Source organism: uncultured Propionibacterium sp. (assembly GCF_963539965.1).
Taxonomy (GTDB): Bacteria; Actinomycetota; Actinomycetes; order Propionibacteriales; family Propionibacteriaceae; genus Propionibacterium.
Genome location: NZ_CAUTOU010000019.1, coordinates 15963 through 33486, shown reverse-complemented (window position 1 = coordinate 33486; position 17524 = coordinate 15963). Strand labels below are relative to the sequence as shown.

The 17524-nt window shown below is 69.3% G+C and carries 15 protein-coding genes; 4 read left to right on the top strand and 11 right to left on the bottom strand.

The annotated features are described in order from the left end of the window. Nucleotides 1-430: 430 nt before the first annotated feature. The 4 genes from R2N01_RS05240 to R2N01_RS05225 all read right to left on the bottom strand — a co-directional run bounded on the left by R2N01_RS05240 (nucleotide 431) and on the right by R2N01_RS05225 (nucleotide 3642). Entirely contained in the window at nucleotides 431-889 is a 459-nt protein-coding gene (locus tag R2N01_RS05240) for a PTS sugar transporter subunit IIA (RefSeq protein WP_316669168.1), read from the bottom strand. 93 nt (nucleotides 890-982) lie between these two features. Then, a complete protein-coding gene (locus R2N01_RS05235; protein ID WP_316669166.1) occupies nucleotides 983-2233 on the bottom strand; it encodes a PTS transporter subunit IIC in 1251 nt (416 codons plus the stop codon). A gap of 45 nt (nucleotides 2234-2278) precedes the next feature. After that, on the bottom strand, nucleotides 2279-2578 hold the full coding sequence (locus tag R2N01_RS05230; protein WP_316669164.1) for a PTS sugar transporter subunit IIB: 300 nt from the start codon (nucleotides 2576-2578) through the stop codon (nucleotides 2279-2281). Next, nucleotides 2575-3642 carry an alcohol dehydrogenase catalytic domain-containing protein gene (locus R2N01_RS05225; RefSeq protein WP_316669161.1) on the bottom strand — a complete coding sequence of 356 codons (1068 nt, stop codon included), beginning with the start codon at nucleotides 3640-3642 and terminating at the stop codon, nucleotides 2575-2577. Before R2N01_RS05225 ends, R2N01_RS05230 begins: the two co-directional genes overlap by 4 nt. A gap of 244 nt (nucleotides 3643-3886) precedes the next feature. On the opposite strand from R2N01_RS05225, the gene R2N01_RS05220 reads away from it, so the two are divergent. Continuing rightward, nucleotides 3887-5809 carry a PTS sugar transporter subunit IIA gene (locus R2N01_RS05220; RefSeq protein ID WP_316669160.1) on the top strand — a complete coding sequence of 641 codons (1923 nt, stop codon included), beginning with the start codon at nucleotides 3887-3889 and terminating at the stop codon, nucleotides 5807-5809. A gap of 19 nt (nucleotides 5810-5828) precedes the next feature. After that, nucleotides 5829-6476, top strand: coding sequence for a class II aldolase/adducin family protein (locus R2N01_RS05215; protein ID WP_316669159.1), 648 nt, complete (start codon nucleotides 5829-5831; stop codon nucleotides 6474-6476). Between the two features lie 198 nt (nucleotides 6477-6674). Here R2N01_RS05215 and R2N01_RS05210 read toward each other — a convergent pair whose 3' ends face one another. The 7 genes from R2N01_RS05210 to R2N01_RS05180 form a co-directional block, all read right to left on the bottom strand. After that, nucleotides 6675-8366: an AarF/UbiB family protein gene (locus R2N01_RS05210; protein ID WP_316669157.1), complete on the bottom strand. Its 1692-nt coding sequence runs from the start codon at nucleotides 8364-8366 to the stop codon at nucleotides 6675-6677. A 55-nt stretch (nucleotides 8367-8421) separates the two neighbouring features. Then, the gene (locus R2N01_RS05205; protein ID WP_316669155.1) at nucleotides 8422-8973 is read right to left on the bottom strand and encodes a PadR family transcriptional regulator; all 552 of its coding nucleotides are present in this window, start codon (nucleotides 8971-8973) and stop codon (nucleotides 8422-8424) included. Nucleotides 8974-9064: 91 nt separating this feature from the next. Continuing rightward, complete coding sequence (locus R2N01_RS05200) at nucleotides 9065-10069, bottom strand: asparaginase (RefSeq protein WP_316669170.1); 1005 nt, start codon at nucleotides 10067-10069, stop codon at nucleotides 9065-9067. A 15-nt stretch (nucleotides 10070-10084) separates the two neighbouring features. Further along, the gene (locus R2N01_RS05195) at nucleotides 10085-11533 is read right to left on the bottom strand and encodes an amino acid permease (protein WP_316669153.1); all 1449 of its coding nucleotides are present in this window, start codon (nucleotides 11531-11533) and stop codon (nucleotides 10085-10087) included. 97 nt (nucleotides 11534-11630) lie between these two features. Continuing rightward, nucleotides 11631-12542, bottom strand: a complete 912-nt coding sequence (rlmB, locus tag R2N01_RS05190) for a 23S rRNA (guanosine(2251)-2'-O)-methyltransferase RlmB (RefSeq protein WP_316669150.1) — start codon at nucleotides 12540-12542, stop codon at nucleotides 11631-11633. Continuing rightward, nucleotides 12542-13945: a cysteine--tRNA ligase gene (gene cysS / locus R2N01_RS05185; protein WP_316669149.1), complete on the bottom strand. Its 1404-nt coding sequence runs from the start codon at nucleotides 13943-13945 to the stop codon at nucleotides 12542-12544. Before cysS ends, rlmB begins: the two co-directional genes overlap by 1 nt. Before the next feature lie 51 nt (nucleotides 13946-13996). Further along, nucleotides 13997-14689, bottom strand: coding sequence for a FadR/GntR family transcriptional regulator (locus R2N01_RS05180; RefSeq protein ID WP_399553239.1), 693 nt, complete (start codon nucleotides 14687-14689; stop codon nucleotides 13997-13999). A gap of 305 nt (nucleotides 14690-14994) precedes the next feature. On the opposite strand from R2N01_RS05180, the gene R2N01_RS05175 reads away from it, so the two are divergent. Both R2N01_RS05175 and R2N01_RS05170 read left to right on the top strand, forming a co-directional pair. Beyond that, on the top strand, nucleotides 14995-16683 hold the full coding sequence (locus tag R2N01_RS05175) for an L-lactate permease (RefSeq protein ID WP_316669145.1): 1689 nt from the start codon (nucleotides 14995-14997) through the stop codon (nucleotides 16681-16683). A gap of 41 nt (nucleotides 16684-16724) precedes the next feature. Then, on the top strand, nucleotides 16725-17519 hold the full coding sequence (locus R2N01_RS05170) for a (Fe-S)-binding protein (protein ID WP_316669142.1): 795 nt from the start codon (nucleotides 16725-16727) through the stop codon (nucleotides 17517-17519). Nucleotides 17520-17524: the final 5 nt, after the last annotated feature.

Below are 17524 nucleotides of genomic sequence, written 5' to 3'. Positions count from 1 at the left end.
CCGGAACAAGACCAGAAATCCATCAAGAATACGGTTTTGTTTCATGACGGCCATATCCACAAAATCTATAGCACTCCAGAATCTTTGAATGAGGCATGATGAGATGCTCGAGAGACATGATGACGTCGCTGTGATTGGCGTCAACTGGTTCAACGGAGTTGTGCGAGATCCTTGATCTGGATCTGATTGGTGATGGTTCCTGTCAGGGTGTCGGGGCGCGGTGAGGGGCCTGCCGTCGAGACGATCGGTCAGCGATACTCGACAATCTCGGGGCAGGTCCTCGCATGTCTTGTACAACGGATTCCTGGATCAACGCGGTGGCGGCTCCCCGCAAGCTCCGAAACCACCCCAGCAATCACTGCACCAGAATTCTTCAGGAATAATTTTGCACAATCCTCCCGGCGCGATACGACGGGAGGGCGGAGCCGGTTCACGGCTCCAGAGCGGCCCGGGCCCTGGCGGCGATGTCCTCGGCCGAGGCCGACGCCAGCAGGGCGCCGACGAATGCGCCGTCCTGCAGGCTCGTCATCATCTTCTTGAGCACCGCCAGGTGGTCGTCGGAGCCCCGCAGCGCCAGCATGAGGACCAGCCTCACGGGAATCGTCTCGTCCTCGCCGCCCATCTGTCCGAACATGACCGGCCGGGCCAGGGTTGCGATGGAGATGCAGCTGGAGAGCACGTGCTCGGGGTCGGTGTGGGGAATGGCGACCCCGCCGTTGATGGGCAGTCCGGTGGGGAACCTGCTCTCGCGGACCAGCAACCCCTGCAGGAAGGTGCCGCGCACATGGCCGAGACCCTCCAGGCGCGCGGCCATTGTCGTGAAGAGCTCCTCCCGGTCGGCGGCCGACAGGCCCACGTGAACGAGTTCTGGGGGGATCAGGGTGGTCACGATGATGGGATCCTTCGTCTCGATGTCGGATGGGCTTGTTCGTGACCGTTCCCGGGGAGCGGGGAGGGGCGCCCCTCCCCGGGCCGGTGGTCCTCAGCCGAAGATGTGATGAATCGTCTCGATGATGATGTTCGGCAGGTTGTAGCCGAAGAAGGCATCGGTGACCATGCCGTCCACGTGCACACCCATCGTGGTCATCATGGCGGTGGCCTCCGGGGCGAAGATGTTCGCCAGCCATTCGACGAAGAACAGGAAGATGGCGCTGATGATCAGCGTGCGGAACAGGTTCCCCCTGCTGGCAAGCGCGATCATCGGGATCATGTAGACGATGACGGTCAGCACGCCCACCGGGAAGTAGGTCATGCCCGGGATGATGAAGGCGAACACGATCGACAGCGGGATCATGAGCACGGTGGTGGTGATGGCTGTCGGATCGCCGAGGGCGAGGGCCACGTCCATGCCGATGTTGAGCTCGCGGTCCTCGCCGAGGCGGCGCTTCATGAAGGCCTGCGAGCCCTCGCCGACGGTGCTCAGGCCCTCCATCATGACCGAGACCATGCGTGGCAGCAGGACGAGCGCGGTGGCGATGCCGATGCCCATGGTGAGCACGCCCTGCCAGCTCTGATGGGTCAGCAGGCCGAGGAAGACGCCGACGATGACGCCGATGAAGGCGGGGTCGCCGAAGAAGCCGAGCTTCTCGCCGACCTTCTCCATCGAGATGTCGATCCTCCTCAGGCCGGGGATGCGGTCGATGAGCTTGTTGAAGACGATGCCGACCGGCCATGCGAACGAGATGAACGACAGGGTCGAGCAGGTCGTGCCCTCGATGCCGTAGTAGTCCTGCCAGCGCGGGGCGACGAGCTGGGCGATGAACAGCGTGACGACGCCCAGGACGATGACGATGGCCAGGCCGAGCCAGATGTTGCCGGTCAGGGCGTAGGCGAGCGAGCCCGGGATCAGGAAGTGGATGTAGTTCCAGATGTCGACGTTGAGCACGTTGGTCCACTTCAGCGCGATCATGATGATGTTGATGACCACGATGATGAGCACGGCGGGCGCCGCGAACGGGGCCGCCCAGGAGGCCGCGCCGACCGCCGCCCAGCCGACGTCGACCGTGGTGAAGCCGCCTCCCTGGCGCCCCTTGTAGTACTGGATGGCCGGGTCGACCGTGGCCATCAGGGCGGTGATGACCATGACCAGGCCCGAGAAGCCGATGCCGATCATCAGACCGGCGCGGATCGACTTGCCGATGCCCATGCGGAAGATGAGGCAGAGAATGCACATGACGATCGGGAGCATCACTGCTGCGCCGATGTTCATGATCCCTTGGACAACGCTGAGCATGGTTGTTCTCCTTCGGTGTGATCAGGACGTTGGAAAGGGGCCGGTTCAGGCGTCGAGGACGGCGCGGCAGGCGTCGATGACCTCCTGCGCGACCTTGGCCTCGTTGATGCCCGAGATGAGGCCGAAGACCTGCACGACGGGCTTGTCGATCTGCTTGGGGTACTTCGTGGTCACCATGACGACGTCCACGGAGCCCGCCAGGGACGCCACCTGCGAGACGGTGCCCTTCGTTATCTTGGCGGGGATGCCGGCTCCGGCCAGGATCTTCTTGACCTTCTCCTGGGCCACGGTGCTGGTGGCGATGCCGCTGCCGCAGGCGATCAGGATCTTGACTTCCTTGCTCATGACTTCTCCTCGGAGTTGGGAAGCAGGACGACCTTGAGAGCCTCCCCTGTGCGGGTCAGGTCGATCGCTTCGTTGATGCTGCTCAGGGGGAGGACGTGGGTGATGATCTCGTCGGCCGGGAACGCCGGGTCGATGGCGAGCTCGAAGGCGCGCTGCACCTGCATGCTGTTCGCGCCGTAGTGGCCGTAGATCCACAGGCTGTTGTAGTGGACGGCGTTCGAGTCGATCTCGGTCAGGGCGCCCCTGGGGACGCCGCCGAAGAGGACGGCGGTCCCGCAGGGCCGGGTCATGGCCAGCGCCTGCTGCTGGCCGGTGGTCGTGGGATTGGCGGAGATCGCCTTGTCGGCGCCCAGCCCGCCGGTGAGGCGCCGGACCTCCTCGACCGGGTCGGTCGAGCCCGAATTGATGCGGTGGTCGATGCCGAAGGGCGCCGACTTGTCGAGCCGGTCCTGGTTGACGTCGATGAGGATGACCTTCGAGGCGCCGCGCATCTTCGACAGGACCGACAGGAAGACGCCGATCGGGCCGGCGCCGAGGACCGCCACGGTGTCGCCGAGTCCTACGCCGATGTTCTCGACGCAGGCGTAGGTGCTCGACAGCGGTTCGGCCAGGCTCGCGCGCACCGGGTCGGTGCCGGCGGGCAGGGGGAAGGCGGCGCCGCGCTCCACCCGTTTGGCCGTGTAGGCGATGTACTGGGCGAAGCCGCCGGGGCGCCTGGTGTACGACTCGACGTCCGTGCAGTGCTCGTGGTGCCCGGCGCGGCAGTACTCGCACTTGAGGCAGTGGGCCTCGGGGTAGACGTAGATGCGCCGGCCGACCTCGTAGCCGCTGACACCGGGGGACACCTCGGCGACGGTGCCGACGACCTCGTGGCCGTAGATGAACGGGTAGTCGCCCCGGCGGGAGTCGGTCGTCAGATTCCTGATGTCCGAGCCGCACAGGCCGACGGCGTCCACCTTGAGGACGAAACCGCCGGCGGGGCACTCCGGCCTGGGCACCTCCTCGAACCGGACGTCGTTCGGGCCGTGCATGACGGCCGCATTCATCATGTCGGTGTCACTCATCGATGGACTCCTTCGACGCCTCGTCGCTGCCCGACGGGACTGCCGGTGATGCGCTCCGCGTCCCGTCGCGGTGGGCCCGAGTCTTGCGTCCCGGCGGCGACAGCGCACACTCGTTTCTGCCGCGTGCGGTGCAACGGCCGGTTGCCGCCCCCGCGGCAGGCCGCTGTTCCCAACCGGCCGGCAAGAATCGCGTGTCGGGCCGGTGGCGCGCGCCGCTACTGTTGTGTGCCGGGAGGTGTCAGAGTTGATCCTTTTCTCCGAGCGCCAGTCGCTGCTCGTCGAGTTGCTCAGCGAGCTGGACCATGTGATCACGGGGCGCGAGCTGGCGGATCTGCTGGGGGTCAGCGTCCGGACGCTGCGCTACGACATCTCCAGAATCAACGGGATGGCCAAGGCGGACGTCATCGAGGCGACCCCGAAGGGCTACGCGCTGAACCGCCCCGTCTATTACGACCTGGTCGCCAGGAATTCTCAGCTGGGCACGGAACTCGGGCACCAGGAGCGCATCCTGCTGTACCTGTTCGGCTCCCCGTCGACCGATGTCTACGACATCATGCGCGACTGCTATCTCAGCGAGTCGGTGACCAGGGCCGCGCTCCAGCGCCTGGTCCCCAAGACGGCCGAGTACGGGCTCGAGCTCAGGACCGCGGGTGCCGCCGTCGAGTTGACCGGTGACGAGCTCGACCTGCGCCGGCTGCTCGGCGAGCTGGTCCACAACGCGATGGACGTCACCGTCGGCCGCGCCGAGAAGATGAGCCGCTACCTGCCCGACGTCGACCCGGCGGTCGTGGCGATGCAGCTGCGCTCCGCCGTCGAGGAGACCGGGGCCGACATCAACGACATCCAGCTGTCGAACACCGTCGTCAGCCTGGCGATATGCCTGCAGCGCTTCGACAGCCCGCCGGACGCCTCGCAGGTCCCGCGCGCCGGCGGCGGCCCCGGCGTCGACGGGCTGGCCGCCAGGCTGCTGGCCAGGCTCGAGAGGGTCTACCCGGCGAGGATCTTCGCGCCGGCCGACCGCGAGTACGTACGCACCCTCGTCAGCCTCGCCCTCGACCACGGGGCGGGCTCGGCCGGGGCCGGGCGGCCCTTCGACGAGAACGGTGCCGCCGAGGCCATCCGCGTCTGCCTGGACGAGACGATCGCGCACTTCAACCTCTGCAGCGACTACGCCAGGCTCCACCGCAGCATCTGCGATCACGTGCTGCGCCTGGTGGCCCGACCCCGCAAACTGCCCTACTTCCGCAACAGCCTGCAGGAGTCGCTGCGCGCCCGTTCGCCGTTCCTCTACGACGTGGCCGTCTGGCTGGCCGACAAGCTCTCCAGGATGCTGTCCATCAGCTTCTCCGACGACGAGATCGGCCTGCTGGTCATCTACCTGGGCCTGCACACCGCCCAGCCCGCGACCGACGAGCGCACCGTCTCGGCGGTGGTCGTCTGCCCCCGCTACCACGCGCTCCAGGACTGGCTGCTGGCCGAGCTCGTCGAGCGCTTCTCCGGCCGACTGCGGGTCGTCGACATCGTGACGGGCAACCGCGAGGCCGACGACATCGAGTGCGACCTGGTCATCACCGCGACCGACGAGGCCCCCGGCGTGCACCCGAGCGTGCGGATCAGCGCCGTGCTGTCGCAGATCGACTGCACGGCGATCGACGCCGCGATCCTGCGCGAGCTCTCCATGAAGATGCGCACGCGCATGGCCGCGACCATCTCGAGGTTCCTCGACCCCGATCTCTTCTTCATCGGCCGCTCGTTCCCCGATGCGGCCAGCACGATCCATTTCCTCTCGGACGCCCTGCACGCCAAGCAGTGCGTTCCCGATGAGTTCGAGGACAGCGTCCTGCTGCGCGAGACGTATTCGCCGACGGCCTTCGCGCGCAGGTTCGCGCTGCCGCATTCCATGGATTTCATGGCGAACGAGACGAAGGTCGCCGTGCTCGTCCCGGCGGCGCCCATACCGTGGGAGACCGCGGAGGTGAGTCTCGTCTTCATGCTCGCCATCAACGGCGACGACTACGACGAGTTCATCCGGTTCTACCAGCCACTCATCAGCCTCCTCTACGACCCGCAGCTCTTCTCCGAGCTGAAACGGGTCAAGGACTTCGAGGCGTTCACCCGTCTGCTGGGCAACCAACTCGTTGCCCCCAACAGGGATCAGCTGGACTGATCCGAGGAAAGGAACGAACATGATCCTCGAGGAAGAGCGCCGTGCCGTCATCCGGACCTGCCAGCGGATGCAGCGGCTGGGGCTGGTCGTCGGGACCGCCGGCAACGTCTCGGTGCGGGTGGGCGACCGGGTCGTCGTCTCGCCGTCCGCCGTCGAGTACCAGGACCTCGCGCCCGGGATGATCGGCGTGCACGACATGGACGGCCGCCCCGTCGACGCGCAGCTGAGGCCTTCCAGCGAACTGCCGCTGCACCTGGCCGTCTACAGGGGCACCGGGGCGCAGGCCATCACGCACAACCACGCCCCGGCCTCCACCGCGCTCGGCCTGGTCGTCGACGAGGTGCCGTGCTCGCACTACTACTCGGGCATGTTCGGCGGCCCGATCCGCGTCGCACCGTACGCCCGCTTCGGCACCGACGAGCTGGCGGGGAACGTCTGCGCCGCCCTGCAGGGCCGCCTGGGCGCGCTCATGTCGAACCACGGCGCCATCACCATCGGCCCGAGCCTGGAGAAGGCCTTCTCGCTGCTGCCCTACCTGGAGTACGTCTGCGAGATCCAGCTGCGCGCCGCGGCCACCGGTCTGCCGGTCAAGACGCTCGACGAGGACCAGATGGCCCACGTCCTCGAAGGCCTGAAGACCTACGTGCCGACGAGGATCACCGGCTAGTCCGGCCGGCCTCGCCGAGCGCCCGGCGGGAGGCCGGCGGCCACCCGATCGGCGACGACCTTGACGCGCACGCCCGCAGCGCGCGGCGGACGAACGGCGGCCGAAGGGCCTCGACCCCGCCGGCGATCGGGGCCGGGGAGGCATCGGCGCCGGGCCGCAGCACCCCGGAACGGTGTTCGGGATCTCTGGGCCCCCGGCTCAGCGCAGTGCTCCCCGTCCGCCGAACAGCGCCCTGCCCAGCGGGAGCAGCGAGACGGCCATCATCGTCGTGCCCCACAGCGGTTCGCCGCCGCGCAGCACGGCGCCCCCGATCAGCAGCGCGGCGAACACCACGGCGGCCGTCGCCCGGGTCCGGGCCCGCTCGAGGCGGCGGAGCTCGCGCACCGCATCCGGCGTCTGCGCGCTGAGCTGGCCCCGCTCGACCATCGTGAGCACCCGGTCGATGCGCTGCGGCAGCCCGACGACGAGCGAGGCCAGCGATCTCGACTCCTCGATCGCCACCTCCAGCCGCGAGCCGGGCGTGCCCTCCACGAGGCTGCGGGCATAGGGCTCCACCGAGTCCCACAGGTTGTACTCGGGGTACAGCGCCACGCACAACCCGTTCATCAGCGAGGCCGCGCGGATGAGGAGCAGGAAGTTCTCGGGCAGCTGGAAGGGCATCGAGGCCATGAGATCGCGGAACTGCGTGCCGAAGGCCACGAATTCCTTCGGATCGACGGTGCGCATGTCCGCCAGGCTCATGCCTCCGAAGCGCTCGAAGAGCTGACTCACCGCGCGTTCGATGAGCGCCAGGTCCGCCGAGGGCAGCAGCATGTCGAGGTCCTGCATGCAGCCCAGCAGCCGGTGGCTGTCGCGCAGCCCCACCGCGATGACGACCTCCTTGAGCTCGTCGCGCAGGTTGTCCGGCACCCGCCCCATCATCCCGAAGTCGACGAAGGTGACCCGCCAGCCGCGCCCCGCCTCGGCGGCCTGGGCGCTGGGCAGGGGAGTGATGAACAGATTGCCCGGATGGGGGTCCGCGTGGAAGAAGCCCTGGTTGAAGACCTGCTCGATGTAGGCGTCGGCCACGGCGAAGGCGGCCTCCCGGCGGTCGATGCCGGCCGCCTCGATGGCCGCCACGTCGCTGATCTTGATGGCCGTCACGTCGGACAGGGTGAGCACGCGCCGCGAGGTGCGCTCCCACACGACGGTCGGGCAGCCCACCTGCGGACTGTCGCCGAACGACTCGGCGAACCGCTCCGCATTGCCGGCCTCGTTGAGGTAGTCGAGCTCCTCGGCCGTCGTGCGGGCGAACTCCTCGACGAGCGCGGGCACGTCCGCCCGTTCGGAGATCGGCCGGTAGTGCGCGATCCAGCCGGCCGCGCGGCGCAGGGCCGCCAGGTCCACCCCGGTCACCTGCTCGATGTCGGGCCGCTGCACCTTCACCACCACGTCCCGGAAGCCCACGTCGCGGGCCTCCGGGCGCGACAGCCGCGCCCGATGCGCCTGCCCCAGCGAGGCCGCCGCCAGCGGCTCGGGCTCGAAGTCCTCGAAGGCCGCGTCCAGGGGCATGCCCAGTTCGGCCTCGGCGGTCCGGCGCACCTCGTCGAAGGACACCGGCGGGGCCTCGTCCTGCAGGCCCGAGAGCTCGTCGGTGACGCTGGGCGGCAGCACGTCCAGACGGGTCGACATGAACTGACCCACCTTGATCATGAGGCCGCCCAGGTCGGCGGCGAGCTGGTGGAAGCGCACCGCCGACCTGCGCAGGCGCTCCTCACGGCCCCGCTCGGCCAGGCCGCGCAGGCCCAGGTGCGGCAGGACCGCGTCGAAGAACCACAGCTGCGCGATGAGCCGGGCGAAATGGCCCACGATGCGCCGGTAGCGGGTCCGAAGACGTCTGCTGCCGCTCATGTGACCTCCACGGGCGCCGGTTCATCGGGTGGTCCGGGCCCGTTCCCCAGTCTCCCTAATCCTCGGCGAGGACGGTGTAGATCCGACGGCGCGCCTCGTCGATCACCTCGGTGGCGGCTCTGGCCTGGATGGCCGTGCCGCTCGTGGCCACCTGGGCGACGGCCTGCACCAAGCGCATCGTCGCCCTCGGCAGCACCATCGACTCGGGCACGTCCTGCTCGGCGGCGGTCTTCCAGGGCGCCGGCCGGCCGCCGGCCGCCTCGGCCTCCTTGCGACCCGCCTCGGTGAGGCCGTACACCTTCTTGCCGTCCTGCTCGGAGACTCCGACGAGCCCCTCGTCGGCCAGCATCTGCAAGGTGGGGTACACCGAGCCGGCGCTCGGCCGCCACACGCCGGCACTGCGCTCGGTGATCTCCCGGATGATCTGGTAGCCGTGCATCGGCTCCTCGGACAGCAGTGCCAGCACCGCCGCCCGCACGTCGCCGCGCCCGGCGCGCCCGGGACGGGCGCCGGTCAGGCCCCGCAGCTGCTCCTCGATCGCGTCGAGGGGGAACATCCTGTCATCGCGGCGGCCGCGGCGCCCGCCCCGGGGGAAAGTCGAATACATGAGGGCTCCTCTCATCGACCGGCCCGTGCCGGGAGGGCCGGATTGCGCAATCAACGATACATCGGGAGCTATCGCTCTGTGAAGGTCCGCGCTACTGGGCAAGGGGCCGGTCAGGGTTCGCCGTGAGCTCTCCGGCGATGTTCCGGCTCATCGCGTCGGCCAGCTCCGCCCCGTCCAGCCCCTGGCACAGCAGGAAGACGAGCTTGGCGTAGAGCGCCTCCAGCGTCATGTCGTGGGCGCCGATGGCGCCGGCCCGCGCCAGGGCGTAGCCGGCCTCGTAGCGGCCGGGCAGCACCTCGGCCTGCACGCACTGGGACGCGACGGCGATCGGCACGCCGGAGGCGATGACGCCGGCGAGCACGTCGGTGAGTCCGGGCTCCTCGCTGGGCGCGTTGCCGGTGCCGAAGGCGCGCAGGACCACGGCCTCGGGCAGCGGATCGAATGCCGCGGCCAGGCGCGATGCCGTGATGCCGGGGGCCAGGTCGAGCACGAGCACGTCGTGGCGCCGGTAGGGCTCCGGGTCGGCCCAGCCGGTGGCCGTCCCGGCCGGCGCCGTCCACCGCCAGGGCGCCCCGGTCAGCGCCAGCGGCGGCACGGCGGGGGAGTCGAAGCCCTGATAGGCCCACGACGAGGTCTTCGTCGCGCGGGGGCCGGCCAGCAGCTTGTGGCCGAAGAACACGGCCACCCCGTCGATCCTGCCGCTCGTCGCGGCGCGCAGCGCGCCGGTCACGTTCGGCGCCGCGTCGGTGCCGACGACGCCCAGCGGGTACTGGGCGCCGGTCATCACGACGGGCTTGCCGAAGCCCGTCAGCGCGTACGACAGGGCCGCGGAGGTGTAGGCCATCGTGTCGGTGCCGTGCAGGACCACGAAGGCATCCGCCGAGTCGTGGTGGGCCCACAGGTCGTCGACGATCGCCCGCCAGTCGTCCGGCGTCGCATTGGACGAGTCGATGAGGTGCTCGAAGCTCGTCATCCCGACCGTGCCGGCCATCTCGGTGCCGTCCAGCAGACGGTCGAGCCAGCCGGCCAGGTCGGCGCCCGGCGCGAGGCCCCGCGGCGTCTCGACCATGCCGAGCGTGCCGCCGGTGTACAGGATGTGCGTGCGCGTGGCTCAGCCCTCCCCGTCGGATCCGACCATGGTGTCGAGAAGATCGGCCCTGATGCTGTTGCGTACGACGAACCAGCCGATGACCATCGCGACGACCACGGCGGCGAACAGCAGCAGCGTCCAGCGGCCGGAGGCCGAGACCAGGTTCGAGGCCACGACGATGACGAAGAAGGCCAGCGACAGGTAGTTCGTGAACGGCGCGCCGGGCATGCGGTAGGCCGGACGCGCCTCCTGCCCGGCCCGGACCCTCCGCAGGAGGCTCAGGTGCGTCACGAGGATCATGGTCCAGGTGCCGGCGATGCCGATGCCGGCCAGGTTCATGACGATCTCGAAGGCGTCCTCGGCCAGGAAGGCGTTCAGGGCGACCCCGAACAGGCCCAGGGCCGAGGTGATGATGATGCCGCCGTAGGGCACGTGGTGCCTGTTGATGCGGGCGGCGAAGCCCGGGGCCTCGCCGGCGACCGCCATCGAGCGCAGCGTACGGCCGGTCGAGTACAGCCCGGCGTTCAGCGAGCTCAGGGCGGCGGTGAGCACGACGACCTGGATGAGGTCGCCGGCGTGCGGGATGCCGATGCCGCTGAAGAAGGTGACGAACGGCGACTCGTTGGATGAGTACGCGGTGTAGGGCAGCACCAGGGCCATGAGGATGACCGAGCCGACGTAGAAGACGAAGATGCGCAGGATCATCGAGTTGATGGCCCTGGGCAGGATCCTGCTGGCCTCGGCCGCCTCGCCGGCCGCGACGCCTACCATCTCGGTGCCGCCGAAGGCGAAGATGACGCCCAGTGTCAGCGCGAGGACCGGGGCGAGGCCCTCGGGGAAGAACCCGCCGTTGCCGGTGATGTTGTGGAAGCCGGCGCTCGTCCCGTCCACCGGGGCACTGGTGATGATCGCCCAGACGGCGATGAGCATGAAGGCGATGATGGCCGCCACCTTGACGAGGGCGAACCAGAACTCCGCCTCGCCGAACATCTTCACGCTGAGCATGTTGAGCACGAAGACGAGCGCCAGCGCGCCGAGCGCCAGTACCCACTGAGGGATCGATCGGAACAGCGACCAGTAGTGCAGGTAGAGCGCGACGGCCGTGATGTCGGCCATGACGGTGACGGCCCAGTCCAGGAAGAAGAACCAGCCGGTGACGTAGGCGCCCTTCTCGCTCAGGAACTCGCGGGCGTACGAGACGAATGCGCCCGATGAGGGACGGCGGATGGCCAGCTCGCCGAGGGCCCTGACCATGAGGAACGCGAAGACGCCGCAGATCGCGTAGGCGATGGCCAGGCCCGGGCCGCCCTGGGCCAGGCGCCCGCCGGCGCCCAGGAACAGGCCGGTGCCGATGGAGCCGCCGATGGCGATCATCTGCAGGTGACGGTTCTTCAGCGCCCTGTCGTAGCCGGCGTCGCCCTTGTCCGCCCTGTGCGGGCCGGGAACCGGTGCAGCCGAGCTGTCGGTCATCGTGCTCCTCCTTGCTCCTCCTCGCCAGGCGCCTGCTCGTCCGGACCGAACGCTACCCCTCCTGAAGGGGCCGGCGGGCCCACGGGGCTCCGGGCGGTCAGCCCCTGCGGCGGCTCACCTCGTACAGGGCGATCGCCGTGGCGACCGATGCGTTGAGGCTCTCGACCCGGTTGGTGACCGGCACCGACACGAGCGCGTCGCAGCGCTCGCGCACCAGTCGCGACAGGCCCCGGCCCTCCGAGCCGACGACGAGCACCAGCGGCCCCTCGGCCCCCGGCAGGCCCGCCACGTCGGCATCGCCCTCGCCGGCCAGGCCCGCCACGAGGAAGCCGGCGCCGGTCAGCTGTTCGAGCGCCCGGCTGAGATTCTTCACCCGGACGACCGGGATGCGCGCCGCGGCGCCGGCCGAGGACTTCCAGCCGGCCGCCGTCATCGAGGCGCTGCGGCGCTCGGGGATCACGACGGCGTCGGCGCCGAAGGCCGCGGCCGAGCGGACGATGGCCCCGAGATTGTGCGGATCGGTGACGCCGTCGCAGGCCACGAGCAGGCCGTGGTCGTCGTCGCGGCCGAGCGCCGCGGCCATGGCGTCCGCCAGGTCGGCGTACTGGAACTCGGCCAGCTGGACGGCCACGCCCTGGTGGACGGCCCCGCCGGTGAGCCTGTCGAGCTCGGTGCGCGGCACCTGCAGCAGCGTCAGCGAGTGACCGGCGGCGTACTTGAAGATCTCGCGCAGCCGGTCGTCGCGCTCGGCGCCCTCGGCCACGAAGGCGCGGCGCACCGGCAGGCCGGACTGCAGGGCCTCGAGCACGGGATTGCGGCCGACGACCCAGTCGGAGCCGGTCCTGCGGCCGCCCGGGCGGGCGGTTCCGCCGCGGCCGCCCTGATGGGCCGGGCGCTCCTGCCTGGCCTTGTGGGCCTTGTGCCAGACGCGGTCCTCGGCCCTGGGCGTGGGGCCGCGGCCGGCCAGCCTGCGGCGGCCCTTGCCGCCGGATCCCTTGGGCGCCGCCATCACCCGCTCACGCTCCACCGGGTCCCGTCGGGCGTGTCCTCGATGCGCACGCCGATCCTGGTGAGCTCGTCGCGGATCCGGTCCGCCGCGGCGTAGTCCCTGCGGGCGCGGGCCGCCTGGCGCTGGGCCAGCACGAGTTGCACGAGCTCGTTCAGGACGGACGGGTCGGCACCGCCCGTGCCGGCCCACTCGGTGTCGTGCGGGTCGAGACCGAGCACGTGCAGCATGGCGCGCACCTGGCGCAGGGCCCGGGCGGCCGCTGGGCCGTCGGCCGAGTCGATGGCCCTGTTCCCCGCCTTGATCGTCTCGTGGAGGACGGCGAAGGCGCCCGGGGTGCCCAGGTCGTCGTCCATGGCCCCGACGAAGGCCGCGGGCAGGTCCCCGAAGGCGAACTCGACCGGATCCGCGGCGCCGGCGCGCTTCAGGAAGGAGTCGATGCGCTCGACCTGGGCGGTCGCCTCGGCCAGCGAGTTCTCGGAGTACTCGATGGTGGAGCGGTAGTGCGGCTGGGCCAGGTAGAGGCGCACGGCGCGCGGCGGGAACCTCCTGGTGACCTCGGTGACGATCGCGCCGTTGCCGAGCGACTTGCTCATCTTCTCGCCGGCCATCGTGACGAAGGCGTTGTGCATCCAGTAACGGGCGAAGCCGTAGCCGGCCGCCCTGGACTGGGCCTGCTCGTTCTCGTGGTGCGGGAAGCGCAGGTCCATGCCGCCGCCGTGGATGTCGAAGGTCTCGCCGAGGTACTTCAGGCTCATCGCGGAGCACTCCAGGTGCCAGCCGGGGCGCCCGGGGCCCCACGGGCTGGGCCAGCTGGCGGTGGCCGGCTCCCCGGGCTTGCTGCCCTTCCACAGGGCGAAGTCGCGGCGGTCGTGCTTGCCGCGCTCGTCGGCGGACTCGTCGGAGACCATGTCCTCGATGCGCTGGTTGGACAGGGAGCCGTACTCGGGCCAGCTGCGCACGTCGAAGTAGACGTCGCCGGAGCCGTCGTCGGCCGCGTAGGCGTGGCCGCGGTCGATAAGGCGCCTGGTGAGCCCGATCATCTCGGGGATGTGGCCGGTGGCGCGCGGCTCGTAGTCGGGCGGGATGCAGCCGAGCGCGGTGTAGGCGCGGTGCAGCTCGAGCTCCACGGCGTAGGCCAGCTCGTACCACTGGATGCCGGCGGCCCCGGCCCTGGCCCAGATCTTCTCGTTGATGTCGGTGATGTTGGCGACGACCCTCACGTCGTAGCCGCTCGCCGCGAACCAGCGGCGCAGGACGTCGAAGACGACCTCCTTGCGGATGTGGCCCAGGTGCGGCGGGCCCTGCACGGTGAGGCCGCAGTGGTAGATCGACACCCTGCCCTCTACGAGGGGGGCGAAGGGCACGGTCGTGCCGGTGGACTCGTCATACACCTTGAAGGACACATCGGCAGTCTACCGAGCGCCGCTCCGGGGACGCCCCGGGCCGGGACGGGTTCAGCCGTGCGTGTGGTCGGCGTTGATGGTGGAGCCGGCCGGCAGCAGCACCTCGTAGGAGTGGCGGATGTGCCCTTCGACGAGCTCGGAGGCCAGGTTCGCGTCATGCGCCTTGAGGGCCTCCAGGATCGAGCGGTGCTCGGTCACGAGCCCGAGGCGCACCTGCTCCCAGCCGCTCAGGTGCTCCTCGGCCTGGCGGATCGGGCCCGCCAGCGTGTGGCGGATGGCCGCCGACAGCATCGACAGCATGTGGTTGCCGCTCGCCTCGATGATGGCGATGTGGAACGAGGTGTCGAGCTCGTTGAACGAGTCGGGGTCGGTCCGGTGGTCCATCCGCTCCACGAGCAGCTCGGCGCGGCGCAGCGCCGCGTTCGGCCCGCGGCGGGCTGCGGTGACGGTGGCCGCCTTCTCGACGACGATGCGCGTCTCCGTCAGGTCCTCGACCGAGGTGATGTCCAGGGCCAGCTGCAGGCGCAGCATGCGGCCGAGCGCGTCGCCCGGGGTGGCGCGGATGCGGGTGCCGTTGCCCGGGCCCGTGCCGGAGACGACGATGCCCTGGGCCTGCAGGACGCGGATGGCCTCCCGGACGGCCCCGCGCCCGACCGACAGCCGGGCGGCCAGTTCGCGCTCGGGGGGGAGCTGCGTGCCGGCCACGTAGTTGCCGGCCAGGATCTCGGACTCGATGTGGTGCAGGGCCACGTCGAAGCCGGACATGCCCTTGGCCTGCATGATGGCGCAGTCGTGGCAGCGCTCGGGCCGGTCCAGACCGACTCCCGCTCCGCGTGTCCTGGGCATGGGCCCATTGTGGCCGATGTGTCAAGCCCCCGCCAGAGTCCAGCACCACGTTTCGGGCTGCGACGGTCCCAAAATAATGCCTAGACAGAGCGGGTTTCTTGACCCCGACAATTGGTAGGACCTATCGTCGTCCCAGAATGGTGGCCGTCTCAGTGGAGAGACTCTCATCACTCACCGTCAACGAAACTGAACGGGGGATTCTTGTGGTACTGCTCGAAGCGTTCACGCCCAGCACCAACCCACTCGGCCACCAGTGGGCTTCCGCCCTCGTGGCCCTCATTCCGATCGCCTGCATGCTCGTCACTCTCGGCGCGCTGCGCTGGAAGGCCTACTGGGCCGGCCTCGCCTCCTGGGCATTGGCCCTCATCATCGCCATCACGGCCTACCACATGCCGATCGGCATGGCCGTCTCCTCCAGCGTCGAGGGCTTCCTGTACGGCCTCTTCCCGATCGGCTGGATTCTGCTGGCGGCCATCTGGATGTACCAGGTCACGGTCATCTCGGGTCGTTTCGACGATCTGCGCCGCACCTTCTTCCTGATCTCCGACGATCCGCGCGTCCTCGGCATCCTCATCGCCTTCTGCTTCGGGGGCCTGCTCGAGGCCCTCGCCGGCTTCGGCGCCCCGGTCGCCATCGCGGCGGCCATGCTCATCGCGATCGGCTTCGGCAAGCTGCGCGCCGCCGTCACCGCGCTGGTCGCCAACACGGTGCCGGTCGCCTTCGGGGCCGTGGGCCTGCCCGTGCTGATGGCCGCCCGCACCGGTGGTCTCGAGGTCTCCCAGGTCGCCCCGGTGACCGCTCGCATCTGCGCCATCCTCTGCCTCGTCGTCCCCTTCCTGATGCTCGGCATCATGGACGGCAGGCAGGGCGTCAAGCAGTGCTGGCCCTTCGGCCTGTTCGTCGGCTTCATCTTCGGCGCCGTCAAGTGGGTCATCGCCGGCACCGGCCTGTACAACCTGACCGAGATCTTCGCCGCCGTCGTCTCCGTCGGCCTGGCCATGGTCTTCCTGCGCTTCTGGAAGCCCAGGGGCGGTGCCGAGGCCGCCGGGCGCATCGGCATCCCGATGGATGCCGCGCTCGAGACCGAGCCCGTCACCAGGACCGAGGAGGGCGGCGACAGGCTCACCGCCGGCCGCATCGTCATGGCCCTGGTGCCCTACATCCTGGTCATCGTCATCTTCGGGTTCGCGGCCGTCCCCTCGGTCAAGAGCCTGCTCGCCAAGGCCGATGTCGCGATGAGGTGGCCCGGTCTGGGCGAGCTGCTGAGCACCACCGGCGCCGCCAACTCCCATCAGGTCTACACCTGGCAGTGGCTGAGCACGCCCGGTTTCCTGTTGCTCATCGTCGCCCTCCTGGTCGGCGTCATCTACCGGGTCCCGATGAGGGACGTCTTCGGCGAGCTGCTCGTCAACCTCAAGAAGATGAAGTTCTCGCTGGTCACCATCGGCCTCGTGGTGGCCCTCGCCTACGTCATGGGCGACTCCGGTCAGACGATGGCCCTGGGCCTGTTCATCGCCGGCGCGGGCGCGGTCTACCCGTTCCTGGCCCCGATCCTCGGCTGGATCGGCACCTACGTCACCGGCTCCGACACCTCGGCGAACATCCTGTTCTCCGGCCTGCAGTCGGGCATCGGAGAGCAGATCGGCAATGCGCACGCTCTCGGCCTCGACGGCATGCGCTCCCTGCTCGTCGGCTCGGGTGCCGCCGGCGGTGTGGTCGGCAAGATGATCTCGCCCCAGTCCCTGACCGTTGCGGCCACCGCCATCGGCCTGGCCGGCGGCGAGTCCACGATCCTGCGCAAGGTGTTCAAGTACTCGATCGTCCTGATCGTGTTCATGTGCATCATCGCCGGTCTCATGTCCACTCCGGTCCTGAGCTGGTTGCTTCCCTGAAGCTGATTTCTCGCCCACCAATGTTCAACGGAGGTTCTTCAATGACCACCACCACCTCGCCCGGCACCCGGGCCGGCGCGCCGGGCCTTCCCGGCGCCGGTCTGGACGTCGCGGTGTTCATCACATGCATCAACGACGTTCTGTTCCCGCAGACCGGCATCGCCATGACGAAGCTGCTGGAGCGTCTGGGATGCAGGGTCCACTTCCCCAAGGAGCAGACCTGCTGCGCGCAGCTCACCACGAACACCGGCTATTTCAAGGAGTCGATGGGCATGGTGGAGTCCTATGTGAAGGCCTACGGCGACTACGACTACGTCGTCGCCCCGTCGGCCTCCTGCATCACCGCCGTGCGCGATCAGCACCCCATGCTGGCCGAGCACGCCGGTGACAGGGGGCTGGCGCGCGACGTCGCGCACACCAGCAGGATCTCGCTGGACATCAGCGAGTTCCTCGTCGACGTCCTGGGCGTCACCGATGTGGGCGCCTACTTCCCGCATCTGATCACCTTCCATCCGAGTTGCCACGGCCTGCGGCTGCTCGGGATCGGCGACCGGCCCTACCGGCTGCTCGAGAACGTCCGCGGCATGACGATGGTCGACCTGCCGGCCAGGGAGCAGTGCTGCGGCTTCGGCGGCACCTTCAGCGTGAAGAACTCCGACATGAGCTCCACGATGGCCGCCGACAAGGCCCGCCATGTGCGCGAGACCGGCGCCGAGTACGTCGTCGGCTACGACAACTCCTGCCTGCTCAGCATCGGCGGCGTCCTCTCCCGTCAGAACGCCGGCGTGAGGGCGATCCACCTCGTTGAGGTCCTGGCCACCACAGAGGAGGACTGACTGTC

Excerpts from the sequence above, each read along its gene's own strand:
- R2N01_RS05235 (WP_316669166.1), bottom strand. The coding sequence starts at position 2,233 with ATGCTCAGCGTTGTCCAAGGGATCATGAACATCGGCGCAGCAGTGATG.
- R2N01_RS05230 (WP_316669164.1), bottom strand. The coding sequence starts at position 2,578 with ATGAGCAAGGAAGTCAAGATCCTGATCGCCTGCGGCAGCGGCATCGCC.
- R2N01_RS05225 (WP_316669161.1), bottom strand. The coding sequence starts at position 3,642 with ATGAGTGACACCGACATGATGAATGCGGCCGTCATGCACGGCCCGAAC.
- R2N01_RS05215 (WP_316669159.1), top strand. The coding sequence starts at position 5,829 with ATGATCCTCGAGGAAGAGCGCCGTGCCGTCATCCGGACCTGCCAGCGG.
- R2N01_RS05210 (WP_316669157.1), bottom strand. The coding sequence starts at position 8,366 with ATGAGCGGCAGCAGACGTCTTCGGACCCGCTACCGGCGCATCGTGGGC.
- R2N01_RS05205 (WP_316669155.1), bottom strand. The coding sequence starts at position 8,973 with ATGTATTCGACTTTCCCCCGGGGCGGGCGCCGCGGCCGCCGCGATGAC.
- R2N01_RS05195 (WP_316669153.1), bottom strand. The coding sequence starts at position 11,533 with ATGACCGACAGCTCGGCTGCACCGGTTCCCGGCCCGCACAGGGCGGAC.
- rlmB (WP_316669150.1), bottom strand. The coding sequence starts at position 12,542 with ATGGCGGCGCCCAAGGGATCCGGCGGCAAGGGCCGCCGCAGGCTGGCC.
- R2N01_RS05170 (WP_316669142.1), top strand. The coding sequence starts at position 16,725 with ATGACCACCACCACCTCGCCCGGCACCCGGGCCGGCGCGCCGGGCCTT.